We start from the raw sequence: 23,907 nt of genomic DNA, 5'->3' as shown, positions 1-23,907 counted from the left end.
ACAGCTCTGCTGTTTTCACACTCTCCGATTGATTTTTCTGATTAATAAGCACGTCCAGCCAGAACTTCATCAGTCATAGTTGTTGCATATTCGCTCTCGATTCCAGGTGCTACGAATGCCTGATCCTCAACAAGTGTTGTCTTCTCAAATTCTTCGCCTGCCTGCATTTTTTCGATTACGCCCTTAACAACCTCAGCCTGGATCGGGTTACACTCAACGTTGCAGTTGATCTTTCCGTCTAATGTGTACTGAAGTCCATCGTGTGTTGCATCGAAGGAAATAAGAGTTACATCGCCGTCAACACCGTAGGTGATACCTGCTGCATCCATTGCATCCATTGCGCCGTATGCTTCGTTATCGTTCTGGCAGACAACTACATTGAACTGTCCCTCGTAGGATTTGATGAAAGACTCCATAACTTCCTGGCCACCAGCCTGTGTAAAGTCACCGGACTGAGAATCAAGGATCTTCCAGTTGTCATGCTCGCCAGCTACCTGATTGAATCCTTCTGTACGTCCAAGTGCTGCGGAAGCTCCTACGGAACCTTCGATTACAAGAATGTTAGCATCTTTATCGCCAAGATACTCAGCTAACCAGTTACCAGCTGTGATACCTTCGTTTGTTGTGTTTGTTCCAACCCATGCATCATATAAGTCGTCGCTTGCTTCGATCTCACGGTCTGCGATGATTACAGGGATTCCTGCATCCTGTGCTTCCTGAAGAACGGTGTCCCAGCCAGCGGACTGGATCGGAGCGATTACGATGTAATCCATATCTTTACTAATGAATGTACGAACTGCTTCAAGCTGTGCAGCATTGTCATTGTCGCAGTCTACAAGATCAAGGCTGTATCCGTTCTCTTCTGAGAAAACGTCCTGATAGTTCTGGGTGTTTGCTGTACGCCAGTCTGATTCATGTCCAACCTGTGCGTATCCAACTGTTACCAGATCGTCAGCGTAAACCGGCATAGCCATCATGCTGAGTGTTGCTGCTGCGAGTGCCATAACTGCTAATTTCTTTTTCATGTGATTGTTCCTCTCTTTCTTTTAGAAAAATACTTTTGCAGGTCGCGCCTGCCATTGGTTTCTCGTTCAACACTGATCCGTTTGCTGTCTTAGCTTTCCGTCCGTTCTTTGAATCCGTGTTCTTCTTGATGTCTATAATTTAGCGAAAATCAACATAAATTTCAATATTGTTTTCCCGCCTTTTGGTTGTTTCGTCAGTTCAAACAATACAAATTTGTTGGTTTTCATAGTGAAATACAGACAAATTTATATTATAATGAATTTCAAGCAGGAAAAGGGGTGATATTTTATGATTTCTCATTTAGAAAGTTTGTTTTCTTATGATTTTGTGAAAAATATTACACCTTTTTCTATGTTTTTCGATTTGGCAAACTGTCTAAGCTGGAAAAAAAAGGTTTGATCATTTGAAAAAAGGTATAATATTTTGGGTTTTAGAAGTGAAAAAGCAGAAGATTTATTGGGAAATCATAAATAATTCATGTGAAAATTTTATGAAATAACTATCCCAGCAAAATAAAAAAAACAGAGTGGCGCGACAGATTGCGGGAATACTTTTTCAGACACGCTCTAACCTAAGAAAGAGGAACTAAAATATATGGCGATCAAATATAAATGGCTGGTTGAACAGCTAAGAGAAATCATTTCAGATTCTATTCAAAAGGGAAGCAACAAGCTTCCCACCGAACAGGAGCTGGCTGTCAGATACCGTGTCAGCCGACAAACGGTCCGGGCTGCGCTGGCGGTTCTTGAAGATGAGCGGGAAATCCGCCGCATTAAAGGGAGCGGAGCTTACATTACCGGACTTTCCAGCCTGGAAGACCGGAATATAGTTGGAATTCTGATTCCCGATGAACAGCAATATGAATATCCTGCACTGATAAATGATATTCGTGTGGCGCTGGCTGCGGAGGGATTTTCCTGCAAGGTTTACCCCACTCACAATCATGTGGACCAGGAACGGCAAATCCTTCAGTTTCTTTTGAAAAGTCCGCTGCGAGCACTTATTGTGGAGCCTGTAAAAAGCGCCTTACCATCACCTAATACAGAGCTTTATCAAAGGCTGATACAAAGGGGAACTTCCATTTTGTTCCTGGGATGTGCTTATCCCCAGTTGTCTCAGATTCCAGTAATCTATGAAGATAATCTATATGGGGCTGGTCTTCTGGTGCAAAGTCTTGTGGAAAAAGGCCACTCTTCTATCGCCGGTATTTTCCAGATGGACGATCAGCGGGGACTTGAACGCTACCAGGGATTTCTGGATGCTATGCAAAATCAGGGGCTGACTGTACCAGACCGCAACATCTGCTGGTACACCACACAGGAACTGGATGATTTCCGTCAGAGCCAGGATATCAGCTTCCTGAAAAAATTTCTAGAACGGATCACCCCCGACTGCACTGCGTTTATTTGTGAGGATGACTTTATTGCATGGCTGTTATGGGAAGAGCTGTCGCTTGGACAGGAGAAAAAGATAGCAACTCATGCTTCCCTTTCATCCTCTCTTCAAAGCACTGGATTCAAGACTACTTCCGCCGACCATAGTTTCGAAACCACAATAGCACTAGCCGCCTTCAATACCAGCTACCTTACCACATCTGGTCTGCTCCGCGCCACAACACTGACACACCAGACACACCAGCCTGGTACTCTGGCCGCCCAAATGAGCATAAACAAATTAAAAGGACTCCCTGTCTCTTCGCAGGAAGTCCCATGGCAGTTATCACTGCCGAAATCGCATAATTAATTTTGAATATCATGCAGTCCCCTTACTCCGATATTCCCTTGGGCTGCACCCGGATTTTTTCTTAAACACATAACTGAAATAATGGGGATCCTTATATCCCACCTCCTGTGCGATCTCTCCGGACGACTTGTCCGTCTCGCGCAGGAGTTTTTTCGCTCTGTCAACACGTTTGCAGGTAATATACTCTACAAACGTCTTCTGCATATTCTGGCTGAAAATTGCGCTTAAATAGTTGGCACTCATATTTACCGCATCCGCTACTTCATTCAGGGAAATGGTCTCTTTATAGTAATTCTCATCAATATAATCCAGCACTTTCCTCATGGCGCTGTTGCCCTGAGACTCATTCTTCTCATCCCTGATATCAATGGCACTCTGAAGAATGTCCACACAATACCCTGCCACCTGTGATGCCTTGATGCTGGTATCCTGATATTTTCCCTCAATCCGTTCTGTATAACCCTCTTTTTCCACACCAATGGATTCCAGATACATAATAGTTGTAAACCGAATATGAAGCACCACATAATCCCGGAACATTCTGGACTCCAATGCCTTACTCATTCCACCCAGATATCCCTGAACGAACTCCTGGATCTCACTACTGCTTCCTTTTGTGAGAAAATCCTTGATGATCTCAGGATTCAGCTGTGAAGAATCCACTGCTGCCAGCCGGTTCTCCCCCTGCGAGTTTACATAACTTTCCAAAGTTTCTTCTGTAAGCACATGAAGCCCCGGCACCATAAAACGATATGCAAAATAATGATTCACGCTCTGATAACACTGGGAAAGCAGGCTCAATCTCTCCACTGGTTTTCCTACCGCCACATACCAGTCCATCTGCTCTTCCCCTTCGCAGGCCCGTTTCACATACTCCACGCAATTATCTGTCAGCTCTGGAAGCCGGGACAATTCCCCCTTTACCAGAACTCCATAACTGTTTACATTCCAGCGGAAAAGCAGATACTGGGGATAGCGGAGAAAATAATGAAGCACTTCATCCTGTTTCCGAAGAAAACCTGCCATCTTGTCCTTATTTTTCTCCTGTAAATACAGGAAAAGCAGATTATATCCTGCTGCCGTAATTTCTATGGACTGACGCTCTGCCTCATCATAAATCTCCTTAACCGACAGCTCGCCCTCCAGAATTTTCTCCATAAAACGCCGTCTGGAAAACTGCTCATACTCCTGGATCTCATTCTGGAACTGGGTGCGGTAGTCCTCCTGCTCCTGATCCTGCTCGATCTTATCTTTCAGTTCAAGAAGTACATTTTTCAGCTTCATTCTGGTAACCGGCTTCAGAAGATACTGGTCAACACCAACTTCAATTGCCTGTCTCGCATATTCAAAATCATCATAACCACTGATAATAATAATCTTCATCCGCGGAAATTCTTTGCTCACAATTTTACTTAAGGAAAGCCCATCCATAAAAGGCATTTTAATATCCGTGATCAATACATCCGGCTTCGTCTTACGGATCAGGGGCAAAGCCATTTCCCCGTCTGCTGCTTCTCCTACAAAACGGTATCCGAACTGATCCCAGGGAATCCTGTCCCTGAGCCCTTCGCGGATCACCGTCTCATCTTCAACCAGAAATACCTTCCGTAACATTTTCTTCCTCCCCAACGTTCTCCTGGGTATACACCCGCTCCGGAACATAATATGCTTTCTCTATTTCTTTGCCAGCTTCCATATCCTGAATGATCTGCTCCACGTATTTTCCCTGGTCAGGATTACACTGGACATCAATGTTGATCTCCCCATTTCTCACCAGCTCCACGCCCGCATCCACCGCATCAAAGGAAATTACCGTAATATCGCCGTTCACTCCTGCAGTTTTTCCTGCTTCTCTGATGGCTTCAAGAGCACCAAAAGTCATGTCATCGTTCTGTGAAACCACCACATCTATGTCCTCATACTGATCCAGAAGCCTTGCCATCTCTTCTTTTCCTTTTGCTGTGGTAAATTCTCCGTCTACCTGCTGCAAAATGTTCCAATTGCGCTGCACCTTTGCCACTTCATTGAACCCACGGGTTCTGCCGATGGTGGCGGAGGCGCCTTTGGTTCCTTTCAGCACTACAATGTTAACTTCGTCATCTTCCCTGCCCTGCTTTTTCATGTAATCCTCAAGCCAGTAACCGGCATCCTGTCCTTCGCGGACAAAATCGGAACCAACCCAGGAAGCATAGAGGGAGTCATCATCCACAGAAACCTTACGATCTATGAGAATTACCGGAATCCCGGCATCCTTCGCCTCCTGAAGCACAGTGTCCCAGCCAGATTCCTCAATAGGAGAAAGTACGATATAATCCACCTGCTGGGAAATAAAGCTTCGGATGGCCTTGATCTGATTGGCCTGCTTCTGTCTGGCATTGTCAAAAATCAGCATGTAGCCGTTTGCCCTGGTGAAAGCGTCCTGAATGGACTGCGTGTGGGCACTTCGCCATACAGATTCGCTTCCCACCTGGGCAACACCTACTACGATCAGATTATCGTCCTCCGCAGGAGTTTCCTGCACTTTACTGCTCAAAGGGCTTCCCAGAAGGGCCAGTGCCATAAGCACAAGCACAACCGGCGCCACAGCCCAGATATTTTTTCTTATAAACTGTCTCATACGCCTGTCTCCTCCTGCTGTGGCTGTCCACCCTCAATTATCTTATTGTCATTCTGCTGTTTCGGATTATTTTCTATTTTTTTATTTGCGTCAGAATTCACGCTGTTGCTGACATCAACCGCTTTTGCTGTATCATTCCCTGTTTTCTCCACCGGAGCTTCCAGAATAGCCGGGATCACAATCTCCACTGTAGTTCCCTTGCCCTTCTGTGACTGGATCTTCATTCCATACTCCGGTCCGAAATACATGTGGATACGCTCATTTACATTTGCCAGACCAAAGCCCTTCTCCGTCTCCTGGCAGGGCTTCTCGATCTGCTGGCGAAGCTGTTCAAGCTCTTCCTCATCCATGCCCACACCATCATCCCGGACAGTCAGACGGATAATATCGCCCTCTTTTTCCCCGTGAATGTGAATACAGCCTTTGGCACGTTTATATTTGATTCCATGGTAAAGTGCATTCTCCACCACTGGCTGAAGGGTCAGTTTCAGAATCTGATATTTATAAATCACCTGATCCAGCTGAATGTCATATTCCAGAATATCCCGATAACGCATCTCCTGAATCTGGAGGTAACTACTGATGTGTTTTTCTTCTTCCTTAATGGAAATAAATTCCTTCCCTTTGCTGAGGATTTCACGGAAAAAGTCCGACAGTGTAACAACCATGGTCACCGCTTCGTCCGGCTCATTGGACTCGATCAGCCACACAATGGTGTCCAGCGTATTATAAAGAAAATGAGGCTGAATCTGCTCCTGAAGAAGGCGCAGATCTGCTTTTCGCATTTTCCGCTCGTCTTCCTTCACCTTATCGATCAGAGACTGCATGCTTCCTGCCATTTTGTTAAAGCTCACTGCAAGCTCAGCCACCTCATCATCGGAATCCGCCTGGGCTCTGGCATTGAAATCACCCTGGGCAATCTTCTCCGTAGCCTGGTTCAGCTGACTGATGGGCTGTATAATACCGGAAACGATCATCACCGCACTGACTGCAACCACAATGATCAGCACGCCGATCAGCACACTGCACACCACCATAAACCGCCCGATCTGATCTTGCAGGGTATCTGTGACCTTGTCCATATAACGCGTCTGATAATAGATATAATACTGGATATCATCCTGGATCAGTTCCGTCAGAATGTAAATATTGTTGTCCAGCTTCTCAATATTCTCATTATATCTGCCACCGGCAGAAATGCTGTCCACAATATCGTCCACCCTTTTTTCCAGGGTATCAATATTGCGAAGAAGGCTCTCCAGCCACAGCTTGCTCTCAGATTCTGTGGTAATGGCTGTCAGTCTGGTAAATTCGCTGCGTAATTCATCTATTAAAGTATATGGATTTTTAAGACTTTTGTCTGTTTCGATGGTATCCAGAGTGACGTAGCCAACAACCAGCTTATACAGACTCTCGTCCATCTCTTCTTTGAAATTCAGATTATAATTATTCGCCACAGTCATGTTGCTTACGATCTCATCATAAGTATTGCTATAGCTTGCCATCGAGGCAAGAAGATACATCACAAGAAGAATAAACGGCAGTGTTACCACTGCCGCCAGTGTAAGAATTTTCTTTTTCATAAAGTAAAACTTACCCCCACTCCCGCAGGTCCCCCGACCTGCAAATGCTGCTGTTCACGATTTTTACCCATAATAATTCGTCGAACAATACCTCAATATATTACATTATAATAAGCCCTGGCTACTGCACCGTCTCGATCATCTTCCCCACATAAGAGTTCTGCACAAGCATAGGCTGCTCTTCTGCCCGCTTCATTTCCCCCTGGATTCTGCCCTGAATATCCTGCAAGCACTCCAGCAGCAGCGGATTGAAGGTTCCGCACTCACCAGCCAGGATCATCTCCATAGCCTTCTCATGGGAAAATGCTTTCTTATAAACACGCTCGCTTGTCAGTGCATCATATACATCCGCAACAGAAACCACCTGGGCTGCAATCGGAATTTCTTCCCCCTTCAGACCATCCGGATAGCCCTTGCCGTTATAGCGCTCGTGGTGCCATCTGCAGATCTGGTAAGCCACCTTCACAAGCTCTTCATTCTGATAAACACCCAGGCTCTTCAGCATGGAAGCACCGATCAGGGTATGCTTCTTCATTTCCTCAAACTCTTCATTTGTCAGTCTGCCTGGTTTATTCAAAATCTTCTCGTCGATTCCCACTTTACCAATATCGTGAAGGGCAGATGCAATTGTGATCATGTACTGGTCAGACCATTTCAGATCATATTTATCTGTTTTCTGCATCAGTCTGTCCAACAGAAATCCGGTCAACATCTTTATGTGCTGAACGTGCTGACCGCTCTCTCCATTACGAAATTCTACGATATGGCTGAGAATATCTATCAAAATTTGACTATTTTTTTCTTTTTCGCGAATTTGATCCGTTACAAGTGTGATTAGGCGCCTCTGTTTTGCGTATAATTTAATAGTATTATATACACGCCGGTAAACAACCCTGGCATCAAACGGGCGGCTGATATAGTCTGAAACTCCCATTTCATACGCCCGGCGTATATATGATTCTGTCTCCTCACTGGAGATCATGATGACCGGAATGTCCTCGATCCAATGATTCCGGTTCATCTCCTCAAGAACTGCAAAGCCGTCCATGCCAGGCATTACAATATCAAGCAACACCAGTGAGATTCCTGCACCATACTCCCGAAGCACGGAGAGACATTCCTCCCCATTGCTTACTTCCATAGTCTTAAAATCATGGTGCAGAATCTCCGCAAGAATATCACGGTTCAGCTCAGCATCATCCACGATCAGAATCTGCTGTTTCAGCTCATCACGATTAACCTCTGCGCCATCTGCATTTCCATCTTTTATCTCATTAGACTCGGTTACCACCAGATTCTTACGGGTTTTCGCCTGGTACATAAAGCGGTCAGCTCTTCCTACCACACTTCCGATCGTTTCATCTGCCCCGGCAATTGTTCCTCCAATACTCACAGAAAGCTGAATTCCTGCATATCCCGGCACCGCAGCCAGATGAATCTTATCATGGATTTCCTGCAGTCTTTCGGCAAATTTCACTTCTGTTACTCCGGGAAGCACCAGAAGAAACTCATCCCCTCCATAGCGGATCAGAATATCATCCTTACGGATATGCTTGCATATGGTTTCTGCAACAACAGTCAGTGCCATATCCCCGGCATTATGTCCATATGTGTCGTTATAAAGCTTAAAATCGTCCAGATCGATCATGGCAATTCCAGCCGGTCCCATCTTGGACTTCAATTCTTCTTCATAATAACGTCTGTTGTATGCCTTCGTAAGAACATCCTGATACAGTCTCTCGTTATATCCGGTAAGGCTGCTGATCAGGCGCTCATGATCTTTCCGGTCGATCAGGCTGCTTTTGTCCATTTTCTTCAAAAGCTCCATTACATAAGGATTACCGTCAATTTCCAGATATTTAGCCATGATCTGATAAATGTCATCTCCAATAAATTCCAGCTTGCACAGCTCTGCCTTCCGTAAAAAGGCTTCCATTGCCACACAGCCCTGGCAAAAATGTCCTATGCACAAATCTGCTTTTTTTGTCTGTCCGCCCTCTGCTGCCAACAGACCTTCTGCATTCAATTTCTCCAGTTTTTCCTGGTCAAGAAGCCTTACAAAGTTAAAAACCCTACGGTAACAGACCATCTCGTATTCTGCCTGCTCCATGGTGATTTTGTAATCTGATACCATACTTTATCCATCCTTCTTCGTTGTAAAGCATATTTGGACAATAAGCTTTCTCAACTCTTCCTCTGTATATGCAATATAATCTGGTTTTTCCATACCTTCCGGAACCGTATAACGGTGATGGTTCATCCAGATGGTCTTCCATCCGGCATTTTTTGCACCTGCAATGTCATTCTCCAGAGAATCCCCGATCATAAAAGTATTCTCCGGCTTCATTCCCCATTTTTCTTCTGCCATGCGGAAAATCTGCACATCCGGCTTGGCCACGCCCACGCCTGCAGACACGATCAGCTGATCCTCTGTAAACCATTTATCAAGTCCCAATGTGTGAAACTTCTGAACCTGATGGGAAAAAGGTCCGTTAGTGATCACGCCCATTTTCACTCCGGCAGCTTCGCATTCGTCCAGCAGTTGTGTCATTACCCCTGAAACATGAAGATGGGACTGATTCTCTTTATATCTCTTCTGGAAGAGCTCTGCCTGCTCTCTGGTAAAGGGAATTCCCAGGTCTTTCATAGTATTTTCAATTCTGTAAATCCGGGATTCATGAATGGAAACCTGTCCACTCTCGCTGAACAGAAACATTTCAGCGCTTCTTTTCCCGAAAATCCGGTAAAACAGCTCCGGATCCGGAAGCTTCCTGCCCAGACTGAACTCACAGGCTGTAAGCAACGGCTCCATCTGGCTGTATAAGGTATCATCTATATCGAAAACCAGAAATCTTTCGTTGTTCATTTTGCTGACTCTTTTCCTTTTTCGTATAACTCTAAAAAATATTATGCCGCAGTCTGCAGACAATAAAATAATTATACCTTTTTAAGGTAGGCTACGCAATCTATTATTCAGTTTTCTATGTGTTTTCTAACTATTTCAAAGCAGAGTATATTTGAAAAATCTGTTTCGCAACCGGCATGCCTCGCTTTGTGGGAAATTTTGCCCGAAAAAAGAGGTTCACCTTTTTTACAGATGAACCTCTCTCATTCTATTATTTACATTTCCGTGGCTGAATCAATCCCGGTTCTCCTGCCTTAGAGCGTGTCTAAAAAGCATTCCGGCAATCTGTATGCCTTACTAGAGCGTATTCGCCCAAGTGTTTAATTCCAGCCCTCGCCGTACTGGAGACCTGAGCCGCCTTCGTTATTCTCCCAGTCTTCCAGAAGATTATCATCCTGGCTGCTTCCCTGACCGTCACCGTTGTCCTTGGAATCCGTACTCTGTGTATTTGTGTTCTCGCCAAGAGTTACAGTTACTGTCTCTTCTTTGTAACCTTTTCCATCCGGAACCTCAATGGTAAGCTCTACATCCTCACCAGGCTCGTAGTAGGAAAGGAAATCAACCAGCTGTTCCTTGGTCGTAACAACCTTGCCTGCAAATTTTGTAATGATGGATTTTGCTTCAATACCAGCCTCATCAGCTGCACCGCCTTCTGTTACGTCTCTTACAAGAACGCCTTCCGGAACACCGTATGCTTCACTTACTGCACTGTCAACACTCTGAGCTGTGATTCCCAGAACACCGTGGTTATCAACTTTATCTCTGGTCTCCTCATTCATCAGGCTCTCCAGCGTATCTGTTACATCAGAAATTGCAATTGCATAACCGATACCCTCAACCGCTGTGGAAGCAAGCTTTGCAGAGTTGATACCAACAACCTCACCGTTCATGTTCAGAAGAGCACCACCGCTGTTGCCTGGGTTGATTGCTGCATCTGTCTGGATCAGGTTTGTAGCGGAATTGCTGTCGCTGTCATAATCGCCGACTGTATCATCAGAATTCAGCTGACGGTTCTTGGCGCTTACAATACCGGTTGTTACGGACTGACCATAACCAAGTGCGTTACCAATTGCAACAACCTGTGCACCAACCTTCAGGTCATCGGAATTACCGATAGTTGCAATCGTAATGGCATCCATTGTATCGCTGTCAATATCATCCAGGGAAACTGCTACAACTGCAAGATCCCTCTCGCTGTCATAACCTTTTACCTTAGCCTCACATGCTGTGCTGTCACAGAAGCCAACAGATAAAGTCTCCGCACCTTCTACTACATGATAGTTGGTTGCGATCAGAAGCTCGGAATCGTTCTTACCAATGATAATACCGGAACCGCTTCCCTGTACTTCTCTCTGCTCAGGAGAGTAAGCACCGTACTGACCAAACATTCCGTAGTAGTTCTGAACCTCTTCTACAGATTTGGTTGTAATGGAAACGATACTTGGCATTGCCTCTTCTACAATATCAGATACATCAAGGCTACCCTTTGCTGTACTCTCATCTTTGCTGTCATCCTGGGAATCATCCGATTTCTTCTCGGATTTCAGCAGCTCAACTTTACCTTCGCTTGCTGCCTGTACGTTCTGCTCATAGCCTGTCAGATAGTTAACTCCTGTATATGTCCCTGCTGCAAGGCCGCCTGCCAGTACTGCGCAAAGACTAATGCTTGCTGCCTTTTTAAGTTTTCTCTTTAATTCTTCATTTCTATTCTTCATGATAAAAGCCTCCTTTAGAAACTCCTTTATGTTCTCTTCATTTGATAGTTCACAGTATAGAGACAATTTGTGTTCTCTTTGTGGGAAAAATGTGTTTAAATTGTTAAATTCCGCCTTTTAATATTAGCATTAAAAAACCCGGACTGCAAGGCAATCCGGGTAAAGAACAATCATCTTTATTTGTTCGGCATGATCCAGAATTTCATGGTCGGGTAGCTGAGAACTACCTGAACCAGAATGTTCAGAACATTTGCGAGTGTAGGTGCAAGTGCTTCGGAAATACCGATGTTTACGAAAAAGCTCTGGCTGTAAGCCGGAAGTGCTGCGGATACAAGCACCAGCACAACTGCAAGTACAATGTATTTCGGTACAGCCTTCTCAAACGCTGCATTGGATTTGAAAACCAGATTCTTCTGTACAAAGAAGTTTACGGTCTGAGCTGCTGCAGTTGCAACCAAAAAGCTTAAAAATCCACATAAACCAAGATTGGACTCGATATTATCTGCGTAATTGAACACCAGAAACTTAAATGGTGTATTTGCAAAGCTTTTGAAAATAAAACCAGTGCACAGCCACATGATAATGAAGTTTGTAATAGTTGCGCAGTTGGATAATACGTTAAATTTAATAAACTCCCAGATGTTTGGGTGATCTTCGATTAACTGTTTGATTTTTCCCATGACGATACCTCTCTTACCTTTATACTTCTAAATATTTTCCTGTTTCTTTTGACATTTAACCATTCTATTAAGCACCACGGCTAAACATCTCTTTTATGTGAAGCGTAAAAATCAAGTTGTTTTTTATGCTTCTCTCACATTCCCTGCCCTGCTGTTGTATTTACCCGGGGCGTGGGGCTTACTTGTTTTACTTCTGCTCTTCCAGATCTTTCTCATACTGCTTGTTCAGCTTCTGGTTTCTGAAAAATCCGCTGATTACTTTTCCAAGTCCGCTGAAATGACCGTTTACAACCTTTAGAAGTCCCTCTACCATTTCCATGGAAACCATACCGCCTGTCATCTTAGCGATTGCACGGAATGGCATGTTATACTGGAACAAGGTGTTGAGATCCGGAATTCCCGCTGCCTCGCTCTTTTTCAACTTTTCGCCCAGCTTCTTACAGATGAAGCGGGCAATTCCGCTCTTTGCGTAATACATCTGGCAAAGGGCATCGTTCATGCCAAGCTCGCCGCTCCAACTTCCGTCCGGAATGGAATGGCCCAGGATCGTCTCGTACTCCTCATTTCCGACCTGCTGGATTTTTCCCTCCACGTAAGAAGAAATGCGGTTAGTATAGTATGGCATTACCTCAGTGGTTCCGATAATGGCAAGAGAATCCTGAAGACGGATATCCGCACAGCTTGCACCGATCATAATGCTGTAAACGCCGCCTTCTACTTCCCATTTATTTGTCTTCATATTCCAGTAACGGAATGTCTTGTCGTCGAACTTAATGGTAACGGTTTTCTCCTCGCCTGCCTTTAAGAACACCTTGGAAAAGCCTTTCAGCTCCTTGACCGGGCGGAAAACTTTTGCTCCCGGAAGTCCTACATAAAGCTGGGCAATCTCTGCACCATCATACTTTCCGGTGTTGCGAAGGGTAAACGTCGCCCCATCCGGCTTCACCTGAAGATTGTCATATTCAAATGTAGTGTAGGAAAGACCATATCCAAATGGATAGTTTACCGGCACACCTGCGGTGTCGAAGTAGCGGTATCCTACGTAAATTCCCTCTCTGTACTCAGAGTTCCGCTCCTGTGACGGATAGTAATTGTAAGAAGGAGTATCCTCATATTTCTTAATGTAAGTTTCAGCAAGCTTTCCGGATGGGTTGACTTTACCGGAAAGAATATCAAGCACTGCACCTGCACCTGCCTGACCCATGAGAGCGGTGTGAAGCAGGGCTTTGAAATGATGGTGCCATGGCATTTCAATAACAGAACCTGCACTGATGATACCAATCATGTTTGCGTTGGCTTTTGCCAGCTCCTGGATCAGGTTGATCTGGTTCTGCGGAATGCGGAGATGCTTGCGGTCAAGACCTTCTGTCTCGCTTTTCTCGTTCAATCCGAAGAAAAACAGAACCACATCAGAACGGCGGGCAAGATCTACGGCCTCTTTTTTCATAGCTTCGTCTTCCTTGCCATCGCGCTGATAACCGCGTACAATTCCAGTCACAGAGATTCCGCTGGTCTCCAGCATGTCCTTGATGGAATCTACTTTTGTGGAATTTACCATGGAAGAACCTGCGCCCTGGTATCTTGGGTCAAAAGCGAAGTCACCGATTATGGCTGCCTGAACCTTCGCTCCAACCGGAAGGATTCCGTCCTCATTTTTCAGAAGAACTGCACTGTTCTCGCAGGCAAGACGTGCCAGCTTGTGGTGCTCCTCATGAAGGGCTTTCTTGTCCGCCACTTTTTTATAATGCTTTGCATTCTCGGTGGTAGTAAGTACCAGATCAAGAAGCTCGTCTACGCGCTCGTCGATGTCCTTCTCACTGATCTTGCCGCTTTCTACGCTGGCAAGAAGCTCTCTTGCCGCATCAAGTCCCGGAGTCGGCATTTCCAGAGTGGAACCGTTCTTTACACCGAGAGAATGGTCGTTAGAAGCGCCCCAGTCAGTGATAACAGAGCCTTCGAAGCCCCACTCATCGCGGAGAATGTCTTTCAGCAGATGCTCGTTTTCGTTGGCGTAAACACCGTTTACCTCGTTGTAGCTGCTCATAACCGTTTTCGCGCCACCCTCTTTGATGGCAATCTCAAAACCGGTGAGGTAGATTTCACGGAGAGTTCTCTCATCTACCACCGCATTCATTGCCATACGGCGAAGTTCCTGGCTGTTTACAGCGAAATGTTTTGCACAGGCTGCTGCTCCTGTGCTCTGCACACCGCGGATAAAAGCAGCTGCCATTTTTCCGGAAAGATAGGGATCCTCGGAAAAATACTCGAAGTTACGTCCACAGAGAGGATTTCTCTTAATGTTCAGTCCAGGTCCAAGAAGAACGTTTACGTCTTCTTCCATGGATTCTTCACCAAGGGCAACGCCTACCCTCTGCTCCAGCTCTTCATCCCAGCTGTTTGCCATAGCTGCCGCTGTAGGAAAACAGGTTGCCGGTACTGCTGGATTGATTCCCAGATGATCTCCTGCTCCTGCCTGTTTACGCACACCATTCGGTCCGTCTGAACAGAAAATCGCCGGGATATCCAGACGCGGGAAATCTCTTGTCTGCCACTCGCTTTTTCCGCTGAGGAATGCGGCTTTTTCCTTCAGGGTCATGTTATCTATGATATTCTGATATTTCATGCTTGTGATCGCTCCCTTCTATGTTGCCATAAATATAACATAACCCCGTCTGTAAAAGACGGGGTTATCACAAACTGTCAATATATTGCACAAGATGCATTAAAAAACCATTTATTTTTATCCCAGCACTTTCTGCAGCGTTTTCTCCAGCACCTGCAGATTCACAGGCTTGGAAAGATGTCCGTTCATACCGCTTGCCAGGGAACGTTTCACATCCTCGTCGAAAGCGTTGGCGCTCATTGCGTAAATCGGAATCTTTTTGCAATCCTCACGATCCAGATTCCGGATAGTCCGGGTTGCTTCCAGTCCGTCCATTTCCGGCATCATAATATCCATAAAGATCATATCGTAATATCCGGGAACGGATTCTTCCATGCGCCGCACAGCTTCTTTTCCGTTAACTGCCTGCTCGGTTTTAATTCCGTAATTTTCAAGGATAGTACAGATAATTTCCATATTCAGCTCATTATCCTCAACCACCAGGATTCTTTTTCCCGGGAAGCTGATCTCCTCCGGCTGGCTGGTGACCGTAGTCTTCTCTCCGCTTACCGGCTGAAGCTTCACGTTAAAGCTGAAGCTGCTTCCCTTACCAGGCTCACTTTCCAACTTAATATCGGAATCCATCATCCGCACAATTCTTCTGCTGATGGCAAGACCAAGACCAGTGCCCTGTTTTCTTGCATTTTCAGAATTATCCGCCTGCTCAAACTGCCGGAAAATAAGCTGCTGTTTCTCAGGTGCAATTCCAATTCCATCATCCCTGACCTGAAAATACAGATTGGAAAAGCCTTTCTCTTCTTCTGTCTCGCGAACGGTCAGCCACACATGTCCATCTGGTCTGGAATACTTCAGCGCATTTCCCAGAAGATTTACCAGAACCTGGTTCAGCCGCAGGGAATCTGCCATAAACCAATGGTTTTTCAGCTGGATATCTGCTATATACTGAATGTTATTTTCGTTCAGCTTCGCTTCCAGCAAAGGACGAAGTCCCTGTATCATCTCCATGAGATTGCATTTTTCTTCGATCAGCCTCATCTTTCCGCTCTCAATCTTGGACATATCCAGAATATCGTTGATAAGTCCAAGCAGATATTCCGAGGAGTACTCGATTTTTCTCAGACAGTCGATCCGCCGCTCCTCAGTCTGTCCATCTTTCAATGCAATCTCCGTCATACCTATAATACCGTTCATAGGAGTACGGATCTCATGAGACATACGGGCCAGGAAATCCGATTTCGCCTTGGCAGAAAGATCGTGACGCTCCAGATTCAACCGGTTTTGAATAATTGCGCTGATTTCTTCCAGACACTTACACTCTTCTTTTTTCTCCAGAACATCCTGGTCAATGTCCCGGAATACAATACTTCCGGAATACTGTCCGTTATCTGTCATATGGAATACAATATCGTTTCTGCCTGAAGCAAAAGGCTGAATCAGCGGCTCTTTCCATATGCTTTCCCCGGAAGTCAGAAGCTGCTGCATTTCCTGTGTCTCCACAAAGTGCTGGTATTGCTTCTCAGAACAGTGGACCATACCGTCCCAGCCATCCTTTTTCTCCCAGGTTTTCCAGCAGTACAGCAGGTTATTTACCATATATTCCCCGTTGAAATGGGTGATCACAATGTCTGTCAGATGGTATTTCTCCTGCAGCTTCAACGCCAGAATATCCAGAACCACAGAAGTATCACCATCTCTGTCAAACAGGTTCAGAGCTATAGAGGAAAGTGTCATTTCCTTCAGACGTTCCAGAGAAGCCACCTCCGCAAATGCCACATCAACCGCACAGGCTTTTTCCACCGTTGAAAGCTCCTCATAGAACATGATTTCCTGCTTTCCATGACGTGCAGCTGTAAGAGCAGTCTTCGTCTGTTCAAGTGCCTCAGACAGCGAATTTCTGCTGCCTGTAACTGCGATTCCACATTTCAGGGAAAGGGACAGATGCTTCTCATCTGTAAGCGCCCCAAACTCCTTTTCCAGTCCCTGCACACTTCTCACGATCGGTCCGGTCGTACATACCGGCAGCCATACCAGCATCTGGTCTGCACCAGCCCTGATATAAATACCACCGTTTAAACCGTCCTCCTGGAAGCGCTTCGCCAGCAGACCGGCAAACTGCTCCAGAATAATATCTCCGAAGATCAGGCCATAGCGCTCATCGATTTTGGAAAACTGCTGGATTTCCAGAAGTACCAGTACCCCTTCCGGGTCATCCCGACACAGTGTTTCCACAACTTCCAGTCCGCTTCCAAGGCGGTAAAAAGAGGTAATGGAGTCATAAATCTGCTTTCTTTTCTGCGCCTGCTCCAGAAGCTTGTGCTGATGCACATTGTGAATACAGCCAACGACCCTGCTGCGCTCTTTATTCTCATCAAAAGTAATGCTTCCGGATAGATTTACCCACTGAAATTCTCCATTGGCATGCTGCAGACGAAAGTCAACATCCAGAACGCCGTCTGAGCTTTTTACTGCGTTCACCAGCTTTGCCTTATCTGCCGGATGGATACTGTCATTATCAAGAAATTCCGGATGCTTTCCGCAGTCCCATACACCGTCATTGCCTTTACTGTTAACTATTTCCAGCAGTTTTTCCTTACATTTGTAGGTAAAAAAGGCATCCTGGGAACTTTCTACCGCAATCCGATAGCGCTCCTTTTCCTCCAGAAGCTGATTCTCTGTCTGCATCTGGGTATCCGTCAGATTCTCTATCACTTTATGGAGCTCATCAAGCTCCTGAATACCTGACTCCTGAAAACCGTGAATTCCCTTCACTCCGCCTCGTACACTCTCCACCAGATGGTAAACCGGTTCCGTCGCATACTGGACAAGAAAATAAACCAGAATAACCGCCATCAGGGCACTTCCCAGAATCGCTCCCAGAATTCTCTCATAAACATCGGAAATCAATCCATACACAGAATCCTCTGTAACAAAACCGCACAATGCCCACTGCGTATCTTCATACGGCACATTTCTGCTGTACAGCTCCAGATTGCTCACAAGTCCGTAAATCTGCTGTTTCCCAATGGCAGCCCCCTGTACCAGCCGCAAATTCTCCTGCACCGGCTCCTCCAGAACAAAGTCACTTCCGTCCCGGGAAACTGCATCATACAGCGCACCCTCACCGGCAATTCCCTCATAATTTCCATTTCCATGGTCTACCACAAGGGCAAATCCTGCATTCAGATCGGAATCCAGATCTTTTACCTGAAAAAATTTGGTCAGATCATTCACTCCCACTTCAATTCCAAGCACACCGTAAACGGTTTTATCATAAACAAGAGGTGCCGAATATGTGATCATCTTATGGTTATCCTTATAGAAATCTTCCAGAATAAACGGCTTCGACCAATAGCCCAGATTTTTCATACTGGTGCGGGAATCAACGTAATTTTCTGCTGTTATATATGGCTGGTAAAAAAAGTCATCGGCATCTCTTTTCCCATTGCCCTGGAAGTGGAAATCTGTATGCCAGGAAGTATCCAGTGAAATGGACATATTCTGCGACAGTACCTTACTTCCACGCTCCATCAGCAGGTCCGTGCGGGAAGCCGTTTTGGTCTGGGGATCTGAGTCTCTCACCCAGAAGCCTTTGTATTCCCCTTCCGAATCTGTATCACCGTCATTTCCCAGAACCAGAAAAATTCCAGAAGTGGAATTGTACTGCAAAACCTCCACCATATCATAAAAAACCGTTTCCAGATATTCCTCCTGAACTTTCCCTGAGCCCATGAAGCCCTGCATATCCATCTGATGATTGCTCAATACCTTTGTCAGCGCAGAGGACAGACTGTCACTTTCCTTGTACACGCTGCTCCACTGCTCGATCATATCGTTCTCCAGAACCACCTTACGGTTCTCCACCGTATGACTGTCCAGACCGATAACCGCATTCTCCATGTTTGAGCGGATTCCGCTGAAAATCAATGTCAGGAATGGGACTGCACCCTGTACAAACACAATGATCAGTATAGGAATCAGAAATATATTCCAAAGAGATTTCTTTTTCTTCACAGCCTTCCTCACCTCCTTATGTCCAGAATCTGTCTAAAAAAACACTTTGAATGTTTTTTCAAATACACTCCAGGCTATGGCAGAATTCTGTATACCAGCTCTGGAAATTCTCATCTGTCAGATACTGTGCAAGAGCCTCTTCCCGGCTCTCTCCGTCTGCGATTGCAGCGTCCATGGCATCTTTATCAGCCTTTGCCTTGTCAGCCAGAGAATAATCCAGGATCTTACGGGCACTGTAGCTATTGTCAAAGGCTCCAATTGTATAGAAACTTGTTTTATCAAAGTCTTCCATTTCCGTTGTAAAACAATCGTAAACCTTCTGGTTGACTTCTATATTATTCTCTTTAATAACGGAATCCAGTGCGTCTACGCTGTTGGCTTCTTTCAGAACCGGCATATAGGAGGATTCGCATACAAAGCGCAGGTTCTGGTTCTTCTGTGTGAACCATTTCAGGAATACACTTGCAGCATACTCATGTTCCTCATCAGACTTGGTCACTGCCATTCCGGCACCTTGCTGAACTTTTATGTTCTCGCCGCCCTCCATAACCGGAGAATCACATACGATATAATCGATCGGATAGCTTTTATTCCCTATTTCCACGGTATCCGGAAAGTATACGGCAGAAGATGTGGAGCCCGTGTATGCAAGAATATCTCCTGTCTTCACATCATCGGAACGGAATTTTCCAAGAGATGCGAAATAGCCCTTCATATATGGTACATAGTAATTATCCCAAAGGCGGCGGATCAAATCTTCATCTGTGTTTAAGGTCATTTTTCCATCTTTCACCTGGAAAATTTCCTTTCCCATCTGCTTCATGCCAATGATAAAATAGTTGGACATGGAGTCTCTGCCGTAGAATGCTTTTCCATCGTCCGGCACATCCGGGGTCTGCTCATCCGTCCACTCATAGTAGCGCTGTGCAACCTCTGTAATACCTTCTGTAGTGGCAAGTTCCTCCACTGTAGTTCCAGTGGCTTCTGCAAAAGGCTCCCAGTCAGTCTTATTGATCATGGTGATCTCTGTGGATTTGGCAACCGGGAAAAGATATAAAGCGCCATCCTGGTTAAAATAGCCCTCCTGGATGTAGGAATCTACATACCTGGACAGCTCATCTTCTGTAAAATACACGGAAAGGTCTGCCAGCTTATCCTGCTGCTGTACTGCGTAAGCAGTATCAGAATAGGAAGAAAAAATATCCGGCAGTTCTTCTGCTCCTACTTCTCCGTTCAAAGAGCTGTTGACTGCTTCCTCAAGGTCGGATACGGAACCCTGACTGTAGCTCTCCACGTAGATACCCTCCTCTTTTCCAACGGAGGCGTTAAATTCCTTTACAAGGGTGTCAAACATTGCCTGTTGGGCACCGTTGTAATAATGCCAGATCGTCAGGGACACCGGGTGATCCGAATCCAGCTTTACAGATTTACCGCTTCCGTCCTTGCTGCTTCCACAACCAGCTAAAGATGCGGTCATTATTGCGATTAACATCATTGCCACACATTTTTTCTTCATACTCTTTTACTCCCTCACGGCACCTGATACCGCAGCTTAACTCAATATATACTTCTGTCTGCAACACTGTCCAAAGACCTGCTGCCATGGCAGACCAGAGCGTGTTTGAAATCCCAAATCTTCAAAACAAAAAGCCCCTGCAACAGGTAAAATGCATCGCTGACTTCTATGGGATACAATATCCTTTCCGGCGTTTTTACATGTCACATGGGTAAATTTATAACACATAGGCTTATTATAGGAAATGTGAGAAAAAGAATCAATAAATATTCATGAAAAAGGACAGAAAATATTTCATTCCTGTCCTTTCAAAATATACGTTATTTCACAGTCACCTTACACTTAACTGTTTTCTTCCCTGCTTTCACCGTAATTACGGCTGTTCCTTTTTTCTTTGCAGTAATTCTGCCCTTGGAATCTACCTTTACCACCTTGGAGGAGCTGGATTTGTAGGTGATTTTTTCTTTGCTTGTTACTGGTTTTAAAACCGGTTTCAGGGAATATTTCTGATTTTTATTTAATTTCAGTGTTTTCGGCACACCTTTGATCTTTGTGGTTTTTACAGCGGTTTTCTGGACTTTTACGGTAACAGACTTTTCATATCCGCTGTTCAGGTATATGTGAATACGGGTTTTGCCTGTAGTTTTACCGGCGGTAATGTTACAGGTTCCATCTGAACTAACAGATACATCTGCAATACTCCAGTTATCCGTACTCCAGGTGGAAATGAAATCTCCCTTTGCAAGCCCGGTTACTTTCAGACACTTCGTCTTCTGTCCGGTCTTCAGCACAATACTGGACTGATTCAATTTCATTGTTGGCTGCAGTCTGTCCCGGGTAATTTTTGTTTCCTGCTCACCGCATGCACTGCAGGTACGTGTCTGGACTTCTTCCTCATCCACAGTTGCTTCCTGTGTTACTGCCCATGCAGAAAATTTATGTCCGGTTGCTTTTATTGTAGTTCTCTTTTCCGTATCGCAATATCTGCAGGTGTATTCATCGACTCCGTCATCTGTACAGGTTGCATCTTCATGCCATGACCTTACCCAGCTATGTCCGGTTGCTGGAATTGTCTCTTTCTTTTTGTCACCACATCTTCTGCAGGTATAAGTTTTTTCTCCGTCACTTTCACAGGAAGCATCTTCTGTTGTTTCCCCACGGTTCCAGTCATGACCAAGTGCCGGTGTTTCTTTTGTATAGTAATCACCGCAAAATTCACAGATTTCTTCTTCAGATCCCGAATAGGTACAGCCACTCATTTTTATCACATGTGACTTGTAGGAATGGGTATGGTTCGGATTGTAACTGTAATATACGGTTGTATTTGAATCACAAATGTATCTGGGCTGCCACGTGCTGCTATTTGCATAGCAGCGGATACTTCTCAGCTTGGCACAGTTTTTAAACGCATCATTTCCTATAGATGTCAAACTTGCCGGGATTTCTATGGTTTCTAACGCATTACATCTGCCAAAAGTCTGATCTCCAATTCTGGTCAGGCCCTCTGAAAGCTTTACACTTGTCAGACTGGTACACCCCTGAAATACACCGCTTCCAATGCTCGTTACGCTTGCAGGAATAGTTATGCTTGTCAAACTGCTGCACTTCCAGAATGCCTGAACTTCTATAGAGGTTACCGTTCCCGGAATGGTTACGCTTGTCAGACTGGTGCAATTGCCAAAGGTCATACCATCTATGACGGTTACGCCTTCTGGAATTGTCACACTTGTCAGATTGGTGCAGCCAGTAAATGCGCGGGAACCAATGCCGGTCACTCCTTCTGAGATAACCACACTTGTTATCTTAGTATTGCCAGCAAATGCATCATCTGCTATGCTTCCAGTTCCGGAAATTACCAGTTTCCCATCATCTGACAAGGTATAGGTAATTCCTATGTCTTCTCCATCTGAAAAAACCAGGGCTTCGTCTGCTGTTGCCGCTTCCTCATTCTGCCATTCTGCAGCTGCTTCCATGCCAGACGCATCTGAGAATGAATCCTCGGATGACTGTTCCTCCACCTGATCCATCTCCGGAGTCTGAACCTGTTCCTGAACCTCATCCTGATTATCCAGACCCTCATTCTCCACTTCGTCAAAAACTGCTTCTGCTACTTCCTCAGAAGAAAAATCAGCTCCACTTACTGCCAGTGCTGCTCCGTCTGCACTTGTGATTGCCAGCAGCAATGCTGCAGCCAATGCCAGTCGTCTGTTTCTCATACGCTTTACCTCGCTATTCTTTTTTTCGTCCTTTCAAACACACTCCAGAGGCAAAGATTTTTCCATTAATATCTGTTGCATAACAATAAACGCTTCCTCTAAATGGATAACCTGCTATTCTGCAAATGAGCCCGCAGCATACTCCCTCCCAAAATTTGTCAGACGATTAATTTAATGATAAAGCAAAACAGCATTTAAAACAATTAACTAACAGCATAGTATAGACGATAATTCATAAGTCGAAAACTATTTCTTCAATGTCTCATTCATACTTCCCATTCGGTATCCCTGAAGATCCATGGTCACGTATGTGAAGCCGTATTCTTTGAATGCTTTCACGATCTGGTTGCGGTTCTCCAGGACTTTCTGGAGTTCATCTGGCAATACTTCAATTCGTGCCAATGTACCATGAATACGCACACGAAGCTGATGAAATCCCAGATCCAGAAGCAGCTGTTCTGCCTTGTCTACCATGCCAAGTTTCTCCTTCGTGATAGTCTCACCGTATACAAAACGGGAAGAAAGACAGGCGAAGGATTGTTTCTCCCAGGTGGGAAGGCCAAGATCTTTAGACAGGGCACGGATGTCTGCTTTATACAATTCGCTGTGGCGCAGCGGGCTCTTCACCCCCAGCTCTGCAACAGCCTGTAAACCAGGTCTGTAATCACCATTGTCGTCCATGTTGGAACCCTCTGCCACTGCATTCAGCCCCTCTTTTGTGGCAATGTCCCAGATTTTCTCAAATAATTCTTTCTTGCAGATATAGCAACGGTTAGTCGGGTTCTGGCAGAAGCCCTCAATTTCCAGTTCTTCAGACTCTACTGTAATGTGGCGGATTCCTTCCTTCTCACAGAAGGTCTTCGCCTCTTCCAGTTCTCTCTTCGGGAAAGAACAGGACATGGCAGTAATCGCGATACATTTATCCCCCAGCACATCGTGTGCTGTTTTCAAAAGAAACGTAGAGTCCACCCCGCTTGAAAAAGCCACAGCCACACTTCCCAGACTGCGTAAGTATTCTTTTAAAGCTTCGTATTTATTCTGCTGCTCTTTGGTTGCAGTGATTTCGCTCATATGATTATCCTCCTGCGGCGGTAAATTTAGTCTCTCCCCAGCTCCATCTTTCCTTTCAGACAAAAAATATCCTTCGCGCAAAGAGCTGGGACGATTTTGATTTATGTTACTATAAAGTATCCTAGTATGTCAATAGGATTAGTTGTAGTCAGCTTTAAGTATACCGCCGCACATCTTTCCATAAAAGCAGAAAGAACGCCA

Annotated in this window: 14 protein-coding genes; 1 reads left to right on the top strand and 13 read right to left on the bottom strand. The window is 45.2% G+C overall.

Going from position 1 to position 23,907, the window contains the following annotated elements:
• Positions 1 to 41 precede the first annotated feature (41 nt).
• Positions 42 to 1,025, bottom strand: a complete 984-nt coding sequence (locus tag I4V84_RS10960) for an ABC transporter substrate-binding protein (protein WP_173769138.1) — start codon at positions 1,023 to 1,025, stop codon at positions 42 to 44.
• Between the two features lie 595 nt (positions 1,026 to 1,620).
• Here I4V84_RS10960 and I4V84_RS10955 point away from each other — a divergent pair.
• Positions 1,621 to 2,769, top strand: coding sequence for a GntR family transcriptional regulator (locus tag I4V84_RS10955; RefSeq protein ID WP_195991966.1), 1,149 nt, complete (start codon positions 1,621 to 1,623; stop codon positions 2,767 to 2,769).
• Between the two features lie 9 nt (positions 2,770 to 2,778).
• Here I4V84_RS10955 and I4V84_RS10950 read toward each other — a convergent pair whose 3' ends face one another.
• The 12 genes from I4V84_RS10950 to larE all read right to left on the bottom strand — a co-directional run bounded on the left by I4V84_RS10950 (position 2,779) and on the right by larE (position 23,706).
• The gene (locus tag I4V84_RS10950; protein ID WP_173770587.1) at positions 2,779 to 4,383 is read right to left on the bottom strand and encodes a response regulator; all 1,605 of its coding nucleotides are present in this window, start codon (positions 4,381 to 4,383) and stop codon (positions 2,779 to 2,781) included.
• Positions 4,358 to 5,386 (bottom strand): ABC transporter substrate-binding protein, encoded by a 1,029-nt coding sequence (locus tag I4V84_RS10945; RefSeq protein WP_173716786.1) that lies wholly within the window; start codon positions 5,384 to 5,386, stop codon positions 4,358 to 4,360. Before I4V84_RS10945 ends, I4V84_RS10950 begins: the two co-directional genes overlap by 26 nt.
• Positions 5,383 to 6,969: a sensor histidine kinase gene (locus tag I4V84_RS10940; RefSeq protein ID WP_173718022.1), complete on the bottom strand. Its 1,587-nt coding sequence runs from the start codon at positions 6,967 to 6,969 to the stop codon at positions 5,383 to 5,385. Before I4V84_RS10940 ends, I4V84_RS10945 begins: the two co-directional genes overlap by 4 nt.
• Before the next feature lie 121 nt (positions 6,970 to 7,090).
• Positions 7,091 to 9,103 carry a diguanylate cyclase gene (locus I4V84_RS10935; RefSeq protein WP_195991964.1) on the bottom strand — a complete coding sequence of 671 codons (2,013 nt, stop codon included), beginning with the start codon at positions 9,101 to 9,103 and terminating at the stop codon, positions 7,091 to 7,093.
• A gap of 3 nt (positions 9,104 to 9,106) precedes the next feature.
• Positions 9,107 to 9,835, bottom strand: a complete 729-nt coding sequence (locus tag I4V84_RS10930; protein ID WP_173718020.1) for an HAD family hydrolase — start codon at positions 9,833 to 9,835, stop codon at positions 9,107 to 9,109.
• Between the two features lie 359 nt (positions 9,836 to 10,194).
• Positions 10,195 to 11,589, bottom strand: coding sequence for a trypsin-like peptidase domain-containing protein (locus I4V84_RS10925; RefSeq protein ID WP_195991962.1), 1,395 nt, complete (start codon positions 11,587 to 11,589; stop codon positions 10,195 to 10,197).
• A gap of 176 nt (positions 11,590 to 11,765) precedes the next feature.
• Positions 11,766 to 12,269 (bottom strand): GtrA family protein, encoded by a 504-nt coding sequence (locus I4V84_RS10920; RefSeq protein WP_118577927.1) that lies wholly within the window; start codon positions 12,267 to 12,269, stop codon positions 11,766 to 11,768.
• A 187-nt stretch (positions 12,270 to 12,456) separates the two neighbouring features.
• Positions 12,457 to 14,892, bottom strand: a complete 2,436-nt coding sequence (locus I4V84_RS10915) for a glycoside hydrolase family 3 C-terminal domain-containing protein (protein WP_195991960.1) — start codon at positions 14,890 to 14,892, stop codon at positions 12,457 to 12,459.
• Between the two features lie 117 nt (positions 14,893 to 15,009).
• Positions 15,010 to 18,903: an ATP-binding protein gene (locus I4V84_RS10910; protein WP_195699273.1), complete on the bottom strand. Its 3,894-nt coding sequence runs from the start codon at positions 18,901 to 18,903 to the stop codon at positions 15,010 to 15,012.
• Positions 18,904 to 18,961: 58 nt separating this feature from the next.
• On the bottom strand, positions 18,962 to 20,419 hold the full coding sequence (locus tag I4V84_RS10905) for an extracellular solute-binding protein (RefSeq protein WP_118577925.1): 1,458 nt from the start codon (positions 20,417 to 20,419) through the stop codon (positions 18,962 to 18,964).
• A gap of 320 nt (positions 20,420 to 20,739) precedes the next feature.
• Positions 20,740 to 22,635, bottom strand: coding sequence for a leucine-rich repeat domain-containing protein (locus I4V84_RS10900; protein WP_195991958.1), 1,896 nt, complete (start codon positions 22,633 to 22,635; stop codon positions 20,740 to 20,742).
• Between the two features lie 246 nt (positions 22,636 to 22,881).
• A complete protein-coding gene (gene larE, locus I4V84_RS10895; protein WP_195408836.1) occupies positions 22,882 to 23,706 on the bottom strand; it encodes an ATP-dependent sacrificial sulfur transferase LarE in 825 nt (274 codons plus the stop codon).
• Positions 23,707 to 23,907: the final 201 nt, after the last annotated feature.

The organism is Ruminococcus sp. 1001713B170207_170306_F1 (genome assembly GCF_015668065.1).
Lineage (GTDB): Bacteria > Bacillota > Clostridia > Lachnospirales > Lachnospiraceae > Blautia_A > Blautia_A faecis.
Note: the sequence above shows the minus strand (reverse complement) of the source record. Positions and strands in the feature narration are given on the sequence as shown.

Coding starts and splice junctions, on each gene's coding strand:
- I4V84_RS10930 (WP_173718020.1), bottom strand. CDS start 9,835: ATGAACAACGAAAGATTTCTGGTTTTCGATATAGATGATACCTTATAC.
- I4V84_RS10920 (WP_118577927.1), bottom strand. CDS start 12,269: ATGGGAAAAATCAAACAGTTAATCGAAGATCACCCAAACATCTGGGAG.
- I4V84_RS10955 (WP_195991966.1), top strand. CDS start 1,621: ATGGCGATCAAATATAAATGGCTGGTTGAACAGCTAAGAGAAATCATT.
- I4V84_RS10950 (WP_173770587.1), bottom strand. CDS start 4,383: ATGTTACGGAAGGTATTTCTGGTTGAAGATGAGACGGTGATCCGCGAA.
- I4V84_RS10945 (WP_173716786.1), bottom strand. CDS start 5,386: ATGAGACAGTTTATAAGAAAAAATATCTGGGCTGTGGCGCCGGTTGTG.
- I4V84_RS10900 (WP_195991958.1), bottom strand. CDS start 22,635: ATGAGAAACAGACGACTGGCATTGGCTGCAGCATTGCTGCTGGCAATC.
- I4V84_RS10940 (WP_173718022.1), bottom strand. CDS start 6,969: ATGAAAAAGAAAATTCTTACACTGGCGGCAGTGGTAACACTGCCGTTT.
- I4V84_RS10935 (WP_195991964.1), bottom strand. CDS start 9,103: ATGGTATCAGATTACAAAATCACCATGGAGCAGGCAGAATACGAGATG.
- I4V84_RS10925 (WP_195991962.1), bottom strand. CDS start 11,589: ATGAAGAATAGAAATGAAGAATTAAAGAGAAAACTTAAAAAGGCAGCA.
- I4V84_RS10915 (WP_195991960.1), bottom strand. CDS start 14,892: ATGAAATATCAGAATATCATAGATAACATGACCCTGAAGGAAAAAGCC.
- I4V84_RS10905 (WP_118577925.1), bottom strand. CDS start 20,419: ATGAAGAAAAAATGTGTGGCAATGATGTTAATCGCAATAATGACCGCA.
- larE (WP_195408836.1), bottom strand. CDS start 23,706: ATGAGCGAAATCACTGCAACCAAAGAGCAGCAGAATAAATACGAAGCT.
- I4V84_RS10960 (WP_173769138.1), bottom strand. CDS start 1,025: ATGAAAAAGAAATTAGCAGTTATGGCACTCGCAGCAGCAACACTCAGC.